Source organism: Thermodesulfitimonas sp. (assembly GCF_052743955.1).
This window is the reverse complement of record NZ_JBRAIN010000064.1, coordinates 1-11,118: the sequence shown is the minus strand read 5'-3', so window position 1 is coordinate 11,118 and position 11,118 is coordinate 1. Positions and strand designations below refer to the sequence as shown.

The 11,118-nt window shown below is 59.2% G+C and carries 11 protein-coding genes and 1 pseudogene; 5 read left to right on the top strand and 7 right to left on the bottom strand.

The features are described from left to right. Positions 1-164 precede the first annotated feature (164 nt). Entirely contained in the window at positions 165-620 is a 456-nt protein-coding gene (locus ACUVTA_RS06675) for a helix-turn-helix domain-containing protein (RefSeq protein ID WP_445952179.1), read from the top strand. A 50-nt stretch (positions 621-670) separates the two neighbouring features. Continuing rightward, positions 671-1,222: an ImmA/IrrE family metallo-endopeptidase gene (locus ACUVTA_RS06670; protein WP_445952178.1), complete on the top strand. Its 552-nt coding sequence runs from the start codon at positions 671-673 to the stop codon at positions 1,220-1,222. Between the two features lie 13 nt (positions 1,223-1,235). On the opposite strand, the gene ACUVTA_RS06665 is transcribed toward ACUVTA_RS06670, so the two are convergent. The 5 genes and pseudogenes from ACUVTA_RS06665 to ACUVTA_RS06645 all read right to left on the bottom strand — a co-directional run. Next, the gene (locus ACUVTA_RS06665; protein ID WP_445952177.1) at positions 1,236-2,108 is read right to left on the bottom strand and encodes a DUF3854 domain-containing protein; all 873 of its coding nucleotides are present in this window, start codon (positions 2,106-2,108) and stop codon (positions 1,236-1,238) included. A gap of 304 nt (positions 2,109-2,412) precedes the next feature. After that, the gene (locus ACUVTA_RS06660; RefSeq protein ID WP_445952176.1) at positions 2,413-3,309 is read right to left on the bottom strand and encodes a DUF3150 domain-containing protein; all 897 of its coding nucleotides are present in this window, start codon (positions 3,307-3,309) and stop codon (positions 2,413-2,415) included. After that, complete coding sequence (locus tag ACUVTA_RS06655; RefSeq protein ID WP_445952175.1) at positions 3,306-3,614, bottom strand: hypothetical protein; 309 nt, start codon at positions 3,612-3,614, stop codon at positions 3,306-3,308. The genes ACUVTA_RS06660 and ACUVTA_RS06655 overlap by 4 nt, the downstream gene beginning before the upstream one ends. A gap of 166 nt (positions 3,615-3,780) precedes the next feature. Continuing rightward, positions 3,781-4,473, bottom strand: coding sequence for an ATP-binding protein (locus ACUVTA_RS06650; protein ID WP_445952180.1), 693 nt, complete (start codon positions 4,471-4,473; stop codon positions 3,781-3,783). Between the two features lie 334 nt (positions 4,474-4,807). Beyond that, positions 4,808-5,476: pseudogene (locus tag ACUVTA_RS06645) on the bottom strand (protein prkA); the annotation flags it as partial. Between the two features lie 311 nt (positions 5,477-5,787). Between ACUVTA_RS06645 and ACUVTA_RS06640 the strand changes: the two are divergent. Continuing rightward, a complete protein-coding gene (locus ACUVTA_RS06640; RefSeq protein WP_445952174.1) occupies positions 5,788-7,014 on the top strand; it encodes a hypothetical protein in 1,227 nt (408 codons plus the stop codon). A 33-nt stretch (positions 7,015-7,047) separates the two neighbouring features. After that, complete coding sequence (locus tag ACUVTA_RS06635; RefSeq protein ID WP_445952173.1) at positions 7,048-7,560, top strand: hypothetical protein; 513 nt, start codon at positions 7,048-7,050, stop codon at positions 7,558-7,560. Positions 7,561-7,677: 117 nt separating this feature from the next. Here ACUVTA_RS06635 and ACUVTA_RS06630 read toward each other — a convergent pair whose 3' ends face one another. After that, positions 7,678-9,078, bottom strand: coding sequence for an ArsB/NhaD family transporter (locus tag ACUVTA_RS06630; protein ID WP_445952172.1), 1,401 nt, complete (start codon positions 9,076-9,078; stop codon positions 7,678-7,680). A 308-nt stretch (positions 9,079-9,386) separates the two neighbouring features. Further along, positions 9,387-10,181, bottom strand: coding sequence for a DUF72 domain-containing protein (locus tag ACUVTA_RS06625; protein WP_445952171.1), 795 nt, complete (start codon positions 10,179-10,181; stop codon positions 9,387-9,389). 442 nt (positions 10,182-10,623) lie between these two features. Here ACUVTA_RS06625 and ACUVTA_RS06620 point away from each other — a divergent pair, with 442 nt between their 5' ends. After that, positions 10,624-11,082, top strand: a complete 459-nt coding sequence (locus tag ACUVTA_RS06620; RefSeq protein WP_445952170.1) for a DUF1003 domain-containing protein — start codon at positions 10,624-10,626, stop codon at positions 11,080-11,082. The last annotated feature ends 36 nt before the right edge of the window (positions 11,083-11,118 follow it).

The following is an 11,118-nucleotide window of genomic DNA, read 5'->3' as shown; positions in this document are numbered from 1 at the left end:
GCTTGAAAACTTAAACTTTTTGAAATCTCCTGTTGACATTTTACCGTGAGTCTTTGCTTATAACCCAACCAAACCCGAGCCAGAATAAATAGTGCCAAAACCGTAGGAGGAGGTGGGAAAAATGTTATCTTGTGCGTAAGCCAACTTATCGTGAGGTGAACATCATGGGCTCCGAAAAAGAGCCGGACTCGGAACTGGCCCGCAGGCTCAAAGAGCTGCAGGAAAGCAGGGGGCTCACCAGGCGAGAGGTCGCCCAGGGAGCCGGCATCGACTACACCGCCTACAACAAGTACGAAGCCGGCCTCCGGGGCGTCAAACCGGACACCCTCGTGAGGCTCGCCGACTTCTACGGCGTCTCCGTCGACTACCTGCTCGGCCGCGAAAAGTCCCCCAACGACGCCGAAACCATCCGCCGCATCCGCATCCGCGAAGGCATCGAAATGGCCCTCCGCGCCGCGGAAATCCCCGAAGACGCCAGAGAAGAAGTGGCCCGCAACATCGAAAGCATAATCGAGATGACCAAGAAGCTGCGGCGCAAAGGGGGCGTCAACTCTGGACGCCCCCCTCGTCGCTGCTCTCCTTTCTCCTCGAGAGCCAGGCAGGCGTTCCCGTCAACCTGAACCGCGTCAGGGCTTGCGCGGAACGCTACGTCGGGAGGCACATCCGGGTCGTGCGCCTGGGCCGCGTGCACCGCCTCGTGGAGGGAATGAGCTTCTATCACGAAGAGCGCAACGAATACCACATCGTGATTAACGGAAACCGGCACCGGGCCAGGCGGCGCACCACCCTGGCGCACGAACTCTCCGAAATATGCCTCGGCCACCTTCGCAGAGAACCCCTCATGTACCACATCCTCCGCAGGGATTCCGCCCGCGAAGGCGCCGCATTCCGGCTCGGGCGCGCCATCCTCCTCCCCGAGCCGGTCGTAACCGCACTGTGCAGCATGTACTCCCACAGGGGACACGTGGCCCGCATCCTTCGAGAAAGGGCCAGCGTCTCCTGGGACGTCGCTTGCCTCCGCCTGCGCGACCTGGAGCCCGGCCTGGCCTTTCTAATGGTGGACACGTCCGACGGCAGGCCGAACGTGGTCTTCAACTACGCGCCGCTCCGCCTCAGGCCGGAGTGGGAGGAGTTCGCCCTCACGGCGCTCGCGTACGGGCTCAGGGGCGTGGACGTGCTGTGGCTCGGGAAGTTCGCCCTCGTCTCCTGCAGAATAGTCTGACGGCGCGGAGTCCTCAAACGGCCAGCTGCCGCCGCACGAAACCCATGTCCACGATTATGTTCCGGCCGCCAGCCAGAACGTCGTCGATGCCCTTTCCCCAGGAAGGATCCCAACGGGCGACCGCGACCTTTAACCCCTTCTCCCTGAGGGCGGCCGCAAACCCGTAGAGACTTCGCCGGACCGGCTCCTTCTTCCGCACGGTGAGCTCGGGGTAGTCCCACGCGAGAATGACCAGAACAGGCTTCAGGGTTTCCAGGTATTCCGGAACGCCCCTCCAGCACGTGACGCCCGGCACCCCGACGGCGCGCATGCCTAGTAAATGAGCGGTGACATCGGCCTTCAGAAAGCCTTCGGTCACCACCACCCGGTCCGCAGGGTAGTTTCGGCCCGCCACGTGCCAGGGCGCGCCGGGACTGCTGCCGCCCTCCCTTCCCCGGCTCGTCAGCCACGGGTAAGCCTTGCGCCCCTCCCGCTCCACCCGCACCTGCAGGCCCTGAATGCGGCCTTCGGGATCCAGCGCCGGCACGAGCAGCCCGGGAGGACCCGCCAGGCACCACCTGCGCCCGTCGTGCCAGAAACCGGGAACGCCTTCAAGGTCAAAAAGGAGTTCAAGACGCTCCACGATTTCGCGCCTGCCCTCCAGAGGCAGGGTTCCGTACTTGCCTTCAAATGGCTCCGGAAGTCCCCGCCGCAGAAGGTCCATCCGGTGTTCCCTCCCCGGAGGACAGAGCCGGAGCAGTTCTCTGTACACCGCGTCCCGCCGCGCCACGGAAGCGGGGGGAACGTCCGCGCTCCGGGGCGGAAGCGGCGCCCCGCCCCGGAACGTTTCGTCCGTCAGGTGAACCCAGCCCCCGTTCCGCGTGGGCCGGTCGCTCGGCACTCTCATGCATATGACCAGCCCGTCCTCGGTGTACGAGCACCAGTCCGGCTTGCCGCATACCGGGCAGGGGCGATGCCGGGACACCCTTAGCAGGGGACCGGCCATCAGCACGCACCCGCCCTCGCACGGCGGCCGGCCGCAACGGGAGTTTCAAACAAGACCTCCTGCCGCGCCCTCGGCCTCCGTTCGACTGCGGACACCGTTTCGACCAGCTCCACGCCGGCCGACTCCACGCCGGCTTCCGTCCTTCTGCGGCGTTCCTCGACCCCAAGAAGAGCCAACATCTGGCGGGTTTCGGCTTCAATGTCGCTCAGGACCTGTTGCACTTCAGCCGGGTCCCGGCTTTCCACGTCGGCTGCCAGGTTGCGCAGTTCTCAGATGTAGGCTCTTCGACCCGCGCGTCGTCGGTGAAGTTGAGAGCCTGGGCCCGCTCCGCAACGGATATGAGCCTGCGCCCGTCGGCCGCCCGGAGCTCTCCGCGGCGCGCCAGGCGTTCCCTGACCGCCAACACGGCTTCGTAAACTATGCCGTAAACCCGACCGACCACGTCGCCTAGGAATTCGTCTATCTGCCGCCGGAAGGCTTCTATCGCCTCCCGGTGCGCCTCTTCCATGAGCTCCCGCTCGCGCCTCGCCTTCAGCAGTTCGGCTTCGCAGCGTTCGCGGAGGATCTGTTTTTGCAGCGCCTCCTCTTCGGCCTGCAGGCGTTCCTTTGCCGCAAGCTCCTGTTCCAGAAGGCGCAGCTCCCGCTCGAGAAGCTCCTCCCTCTGCTTTATCAGGCGGCGCTGCGCCTCCTCGGCCGCCAGGAAGGAAGTCAGGGGAACGAAGGCCACGTCCATCTCCATGTAGAACGAATCCCGGACCCGCTCCGGCGACGGCAGCGCGGCCGACGCGGCTTCCACAAAGCGGGCTACAAAGTCTTCGGGCGCCTCGGCGGCGAAGTCCCTCTGAAGAAGCCGGTAAGCTTCCCTGGCCGCAGCCGCGTACGCCTCGCGGGCGTCGCGCTTCAGCTCCTCGTACCTTTCCAGAATTTCGTCCCGAAGCGCGAAGTACTGCGCCTTCAAAACATCGAACTCTTGCTTCATTTCGCGAAAGTTCCTGTACGGCACAAACCACCCGTAGGCCGTTTGGAACCCGCACTTCTCGACCACGCGCCGGGCCGCACGGTCCAGCTTGTCCAGCTCCCGGAGGTGCCCGGCGTTGATCAAATACCGGTCCCCAGGCGCACGTACTCGCGGAAAAACCGCCTGTGCGCTTCGTCCTCCGGATTCAAACCCAGGTCCTTCGGAGCCAGCTGCTCCGTGAACCTGGTGCGGCCCACGTGAACGGTGACGAGAACCCCCTTCTGAGCCAGTTCGGTCGCCAGCACCTCCCTGCGGACATAGATCTTCTCCGGGTCAAGGCCGACCTCGGCCCCCACGTCCGCCTTCAGCCTTTCCACGTCCGGGGAACCGAACGCTTCCCGGAGCCTTTCGGCAAACTCCGCGTCCCTTGCGTTGCGGTTGCGATCCATGGCTCAGCCTCCCTGAACCTAGTTTTAGGGAAGAACAGAGGCGCGCCGGAAAGACGCGCCCCGCACCCCCTCGGTTCCGCAGTTCGCATTTAAGCTCGGCGTCCTCGCTGCACTGGCTCCCGCTCCGTCGCGCTGCGGCCGGAACGCTCCGCCAGCACCCTCTCCCTCATGGAGGGGGGAACAGGTCGAGGTCGTTGCACTCGGCCACCGCCAGGGCGGTCATCTCCTCGACCCCCCACGTCGACGGAACGTACCTCTTGAGGGCCTCCGCCAAGTCGCGCGCCGACAGCGGCCTGTCCCCGGCAAGCTCCCACGCCTTCAGGACCAGGGCCTCCATTTCGGCTCCGGTCCACCCCTCCGTGGCCGCGACCGCCGGAGACAGGTTCAAATCGGACTCCGCCGGGATTCCGTACTTGCGGAAAAACGTCCGAAAGATGGCTTCCCGTTCGGCCGCCTCCGGCGCCAGTATCGGGACCTTTTTGTCGAACCGATCGGGACGCTTCAGCGCCGGGTCGATCAGGTCCAGACGATTCGACGCCGCTAAAAAAACTATCCGACCGCGGTGGCGGGTCTCCGACATGAACTGCAAAAGCTGCTGGAATATCCGGTTCGTGACCCCCGTGTTGTCCCCGGTGCGGCTGAGGCCCGCCTGGTCGATTTCGTCGATGAACACGATCGTGGGAGCCAGGGCCTCGATGCACTCCAACGCACGGGCCAGGTTTTTCTCGGACTGACCCACGTAGCTGCCCAGGAGACGCCCTACGTTGAGCGAGCAGCAGTTCATACCGCTCTCTTTGGCCACGGCTTCGGCCAGCACGCTTTTGCCCGTTCCCGGAGAGCCGAGCAGCAGCACCCCCATCGGCACCCGCGCCCCGTCGCCAGCCCTCATCGGACGAACTACCGAGCGGAGAAAGAACTCTTTGACGTGATACATGCCGCCAATGTCGTCGAACCCGATTTGCGGCTCGATAATCTGGAGCACGTCCTGGAACTCGCTTCGGATGAGCTCCTCCTTGCGCTCCCGTACCAACTCGTCGTCCACGGGACGGTCCTCCAAATCCGCCCGGAGAACGATGTCTTCGATGTGGACGAGCTTGAGGCCGGCGGTCAGGGCCGCAATGCGCCGCAGATCGCATCCCTGAAGCGCCGGACGCTCTCCGTCCGTCCTGGACAGCTTCCGCAATTGTGGAAAAGTCAACGCTCCCAGTGAGCTCCGCAATATCCTGGGACTTGGGGTCGGGCGGGGTGAAAGTGCCGATGCCAACCCGCTTTTCCTCAGAAAAGAGGACCCGCTCCACCGGCACGTCCTCGATACGCCCGTGGTATTCGGTTTCCACGCGCAGGCGACAGACCGGGCAGAGTTCCCCTTCGATGTAGACGCCGTACTCCCGCTGAAACTCACCCCGGAGTTCCCGGGGGATGAGGTGGAGCGGTTCCTCGTGCATCGGGCAACCCTTGATGGCGTATACCGCCCCCGCATCCGTGCGGGTGTACTCCTCCAAACCCCTTTTAAGGAGATTGACAAGAGTTGATTTTCCCCCGCTAACCGGCCCCATGAGCAGGAGAATGCGCCTACGAACATCGAGGCGGCGGGCTGCCGGGTGGAAGTATTCCTCGACCAGCTTCTCTAACGTCCGGTCGAGACCAAAAAGCTCCCGGCTAAAAAACTTGTACCGCTTCTGTCCGTTAACCACTTCTACCCCGGCAGTAACGATCATATTGTAGATGCGGCTGTACGCGAGCTGGCAGATCTGGGGGTTTTGCCGCACGAGTTCCAGGTAATCCCTGAACGTGCCTTCCCAAGCAAGACGCCGCTCGGCATCCTGGTGTTCCTTAAGGCGCTTAATAAACTCCACCTCCATCCCCCCACGGAAGCGCGTTTTCCGACAAAAAGGCCTCTAATACCCGTAAACGGAAGCCCTTTTTTACGACAGCCAGGCCCGTCTTTTCCTCCAGTGAAATATATACTTCAGGGAAAACAAAAAGGACGGTTGGCCCTTTTCGCTTCTAAACGTTATAGAAGCTGATGAGATAAAACCACCCTGGCCCTTCCTGAATATTCTGGTTACAAAAGCGTTACGTAGGATAAACTTAACGCTTTAGTCCTGCGCGAGGCATCAGGAGATGTAAGCGCACCGGAGCGAGAAGAGTGCTGAGGGGGCAAGCGGGCCGTGTGGCTTCTTCTAACCGGCCGGTGGCGGGAAAGGCTCCCAAGATTTTGGCGGCAAACCCAAAATCTTTTGGTTCGCCTCCTTCTGCTTCCTCTATTCCCGCTTTTTGGTGGGGACCGCTAACCCATCCCTATATTAATTACCGGGCGCTACGGCAAGCCGAGCGCGAAGCCGCGCTCGGAAATCCGGCCATCAACCGGGATCTTTTGAGCCGGCTGCGGCGCCACCGGGACGTTTTCATCTTTGCCGGTAACAGTGCGGACGCCATTGCCACCCTTCACATCCTAACGGGAAGCAGCGTTTACGACTACGCCCACAACTTCATCCCCGACAACGTGGCTGGTAGCCCCGTTTTCGGCTACGCGCTGGTTGACGAGTGGCTGAAGGCGCAGCAGCGAGGAAAAAACCTTTATCCGGAGGAGGAACTGGGTGTGGCCTGCGGGTGGCTGGCCCACCAGCTTGCTGACTGGTACGCCCATTACGCCGTGGTGGACGCACGCGGCCAGCTTCTCCCTGACCCTTACACGCCGCCCGACGAAGAGTCTGTTTTCCCGGGTTACGCCAACTCTCACCGGGTGCTCGGCGCGGACTTCCACCCGGAGATCCTGGCGCAATACCGGCTGGTAGACCACGCGCTCACCGAATTCTTCCATGACCTACTGGTTACCTATTGCAGCGGCGAGAGCCAGTTCGACACCAGCAGGATTGAGTTTTTCCGGAATTACCGGCGGCAGGGCCAGCTCTCTAACCTGCTCACAGCCACTTCAGAGCGGTTTCGGGGGGTGGCGGCACGCGTTCTGCCCGAAGAAATAGAGTTGCTGCGGGAAAATCTCCGCACCACTATCGAGGGGCTCCGACTCCTCGTTCACCTGGTCACTTTTCTCAACCCAGCGCTTCCCGAGGCTATTCGCCGCGATATAAGCCCCACCGTTACTGGTGGGCCGGACTATATCGGGATGGCGGTAGAAGGAGTGGTGCGGGGCTTATTCTGCAAGCGCTACGAGGAGATTGCCGGACTCGCGAAGCTACCACCTACCGCACCGTGGGAGGTCTATCCGTGGCCCGTGGTGGTTCGTGCCTTAACCGCGCCGGGTACCCTCCTCTACCGGGTTGCCTACCGCCTGAGTAAGCTTTTACCGGGTGAAGTGGCCCACATTTTTCGGAACCCCGAAGACTTCAGCTTCCGCTTTCTGAAGCTTTTTGAGTTGCGGGGCCGGATGGCGGCCTAGCTCGCTGCCACCCTCGCTGCCGGAAAGCTGGCGGTGCTTGCCAGAACGGAGGAGGGAAATGCCCTCTTGGCCTTTATCGTAGCGCTTTTAATTACGCCCCACCCCGACCTTGCTACCGCGCGGGCTCATTTTCGTCGGCTGCTCCAGCCGGTAGTGCGGCTGGGTGGCGACCCGGCAACATCGGAGGCCGAAAGGTTGACGCTGATGCTCAACGCGGGCGAAATCGTCGTCCGGATCATCCCCGCGGTCGCGCGGAGCGACCCGGCAAGCCGCCAGTTAAAAGCGCTTGACCCCGCCACTTTGCGTTTTTACCTTGATGGGTATGACGTTCGGTCGGAGCCAGAGCTTTATGAGTTGCACCTCGCGCGCGTAAACGGATATTGTTTGGAAGTGCGCCTCACGCTCAAAAAGCCACTGGCCGAAGGCTTCCACCGCCTGCTGGTGAAAATCGCGGACGCTTCCGGTACCCTGGCCCAGCCTTTAGAGCGGGACTTTTGGGTAGGCCCCGCGGTCCAGATGCTGCGCGGTCCCCAGGACGCCTGGTGATACCGCTGTTTGGGTATACCCCAGCTGGTTCTCTTCGGTATTTTATGCGGCCCTCACGTATTCCACAGGGTCTGGTTTGATTAACAGGTGACCGGAGGGGTAACGCAGAAAAGAAGTTTAAGTTTCAGGAAGTGGCTCCGCCCGGTCCTTTCGTTCCAACTGCTTTTGTACCAGGTGTAGCAGGAGAGCTAAAAACAGTCCCGTTCCCATGGTTGATAAGAGTACGCGGGTGGTATTAAATTGTAGCCAAGCAAATAGATAGCCTGTAGAAAGAACAATGGAAAGAATCATGAGCGGAAAAGCCACTTTGAAGAAGCCGAGAAAACTAATAGGAAAGCCTCTTTTTTCCGCCATATCCACCACTACCACGTTGGCCGAAGCACCAACGATGGTGCCGTTACCCCCTAAGCAGGCTCCCAGGGAGAGGGACCACCAGAGAAAGTTGAGGTTTTCTATGCCCCCCAGGCGGCCCATGTCCTGAATTAGAGGGATCATGGTGGCCACAAAGGGGATATTGTCCACAAAAGCCGAGGTCAGGGCCGAAAGCCAGAGAATGAGCATCCCAGCAGGCAGGAGCTGGCCCCCGGTAACGTTTAAGGAATAGCGGGCAACGGCCTCGATTACACCTACTTCCTCTAATGCGCCTACGAGGGCAAAAAGGCCAATGAAGAAGAAAATCACCGGCCATTCCACAGCGTGGAAGGCACGCTCCGGGTCAAAACGGGTAATCACGAGCAGCAGGGTTGCTCCGGCAAGAGCTACTACGGAACTCTCCAAGTGTACATATTGGTGCAGGGCAAAGCCGGTAATGGTTAATCCTAAAACCCAGAAGCACGGTTTTAATAAAGCGGCATCCTTAATCTCACCCCACTCGTTGAGTTCCATAATGCTTTTTTGTCGCTCAGGTTGCGTAACAAGATCCCGGCGGTAAATAAGGCGTAAAATAAAGATAGTTAAAATATAAATTACCACCACCACCGGTGTAAGGTTAATCACGAAGTCCATAAATCCCAGTCCAACGGCGCTACCAATCATAATATTGGGGGGATCGCCAATCAATGTGGCCGTGCCGCCGATATTGGAGGCGAGAATTTCGGCAATTAAGAAGGGTAAAGGGCTTACGCCCAACTTACGGGCGATGGCGAAAGTGACGGGCACAACAAGCAATACAGTGGTCACGTTATCCAATAAGGCGGAAAGAATGGCAGTGACCAAGAAAAGAGAGGATAAAATGCGCAGTGGTTCGCCCCGCGCTATTTTAGCTGCCCTGATGGCCAGGTATTTAAAAACTCCCGTCTCCCGCGTGATGCCCACAATGATCATCATCCCCGTTAAAAGACCGATGGTGTTCCAATCTATATAGCGAACGGCCAATTCTGGAGTGACGATGCCGGTCAGTATGACCACGACTGCACCCAAAAGCGCAGCAACAGTGCGATGAATTTTTTCGGAAATGATCAGGGCGTAAGTAAGCAAAAAAACACCGGTGGCTAAAAGAACGTGGGTTTGGCTAAACAAACCTCTTCTACTCCTTTGATCATTTTACTGAAAAATTAATAGGGAGTAGTTTCACTGATAATAAGGAGTAAGTTTCATTGACTACCCCCAGTAGTCGAAACCGTTTAGCTTGGCGATTATAGCCTGCTTGCGCAGACCTCAGATCCATGGCTTTAGCACCCCAGGCTTTCGCCTGGTTTTAATGCACCAACGTACCTGAGCCTGCGTCAAGAATTTAGGAGGCGAAACTGCCGCGAATTTCGCACACTACTAGTGTTTCCTTCGTTTCTTAGTTCAAATCAGGCCGCGCCCCCATCCTTCCGCGGGCATCACTCCAGGTACAACCTCCTGATCATCTCCCGCAGCAGCCGCGCGTTCGCCACCGCCTGGCCGCGGGGGTGGTTGTTGAAGGCGATGAAGGCCCTGGTTGCGCCCCGGGCCACACCCTCTATCTTCGGCAGCCACTCCCCGAGTTCTTTTTCCGAATAGAGGTAGTCGTAGCGCTCCCAGGCTTCCCTGTGCTGCCACCACTTCGCGGCGTTGCGCCCGTGGAAGCGGATGTAGGCGAAGCTCGCAGTCCGCACCGCCACGGGACCGACCAGGCCCTTAAGCCGGGGCTCGTCCACGCAGACATAGGCGAGGTCAAGGGAGCGTAGCAGGTCGAAGGTTGACTGCTCCACCCAGCTCGCGTGGCGGAACTCCACGGCGGCAGGAAGGTCCGGGAAGAGTTCCCGGAGATACGCGAGGTAGTCTCTGTTCCCGGGGCTGTTAGGAAAAGCGAAAGGGAACTGGAAGAGCACCGCGCCAAGCTTGCCCGCTTCTTCCAGGGGCTTCAGCACGGCGCGGAACTTCGCCGCGTGGCCGGTGAATTCCGCCTCCCGCTCGTGGGTGAGCGAACCGTGCGCCTTCATGGCAAAAACGAAGCGCTCCGGCGTCTTCCTGGCGAGGGCCGCCATCACCTGCACGGGCGGGAGGTGGTAGAAGGTGGCGTTGACCTCGGTGAAGAGAAATTCCTGCGCGTAGTACTCCAGCATCTTCCCCTTCGCCAGCTTCAGGGGGTAAAAGGCGCCGCGCCAGTCGTCGTAGCTGTAGCCGGAGGTGCCAATGAGGATTTCGGAGCGCATAGTTGTACCCCCATCTCTTACGCGGAAGGAGTTCGCCAATCCCGAAAAGTTTCCTGCTCCCGACATAAACAGCCCTCTGAAAACCGGCCCTTCCAGGGTGGTATACCTCTCTGCGCTGTCTCCGGCCACCCGCACCGGGGAGCGGGGATGAGCGTCACAGTGCGGCGAATAGCGGTGCTGGGGCCCGCCCGGTAGCCAGGGGAGGTCCGGGCCTGGAAACCGGCACCCTGATATTGCTTGGTTCCTCTTTGTCTACGCGAGGACGGCAGGAATCTCCCTCCCGGTCAGCGAAAATTTTTCTAAATTCGTACGGCGACAATAAATATAGAAAGGTTAAGGCGGCAATGCAAAAGGATAATACGGTAAACCAAAAGGCCAGCGAAATATTCGGAAAAGCTCTTTCACACGAAATATGAACACCTTGGTAAATTAGAAAAGAAAGTTGCGCATCATCTCGCCGAGAGAATTCATATTTCGAGATAATGTAGCTAAAGACTTTTCCGACCAACTGACTTTCGGCCAGAGGATAGCTGATAAGGTTGCAGCTTTCGGAGGCTCTTGGGCTTTCATCTCAATCTTTATGGTTGTTCTGGTTACTTGGGTTCTCCTTAATTCGTTCGTTCTGGCTAAGTTTAATAAATCGTTTGACCCATACCCGTACATCCTCCTAAATCTCTTTTTATCTATGCTTGCTGCCATTCAAGCGCCAATAATCTTAATCTCTCAAAACCGGCAGGCCTCTAAAGATCGGCTAAGCGCAGAACACGATTACGAAGTCAATTTAAAGGCGGAGCTTGAAATAATGGCGCTCCATGAGAAAATAGATTTGCTTAGGGAGAAGCAACGGAGTGAACTTATTTCAATTCAACAGGAACAGCTAAGGTTTACACTGACCCCATAGAACACCAGACAAGCGGCATGGTAGAATGGGAGCGAT

Bases quoted from the DNA above. Each gene is read 5' to 3' on its own strand.
- ACUVTA_RS06665 (WP_445952177.1), bottom strand. From the start codon at position 2,108: ATGAGAGTGCCGAGCGACCGGCCCACGCGGAACGGGGGCTGGGTTCAC.
- ACUVTA_RS06650 (WP_445952180.1), bottom strand. From the start codon at position 4,473: ATGGGGGTGCTGCTGCTCGGCTCTCCGGGAACGGGCAAAAGCGTGCTG.
- ACUVTA_RS06675 (WP_445952179.1), top strand. From the start codon at position 165: ATGGGCTCCGAAAAAGAGCCGGACTCGGAACTGGCCCGCAGGCTCAAA.
- ACUVTA_RS06655 (WP_445952175.1), bottom strand. From the start codon at position 3,614: ATGGATCGCAACCGCAACGCAAGGGACGCGGAGTTTGCCGAAAGGCTC.
- ACUVTA_RS06625 (WP_445952171.1), bottom strand. From the start codon at position 10,181: ATGCGCTCCGAAATCCTCATTGGCACCTCCGGCTACAGCTACGACGAC.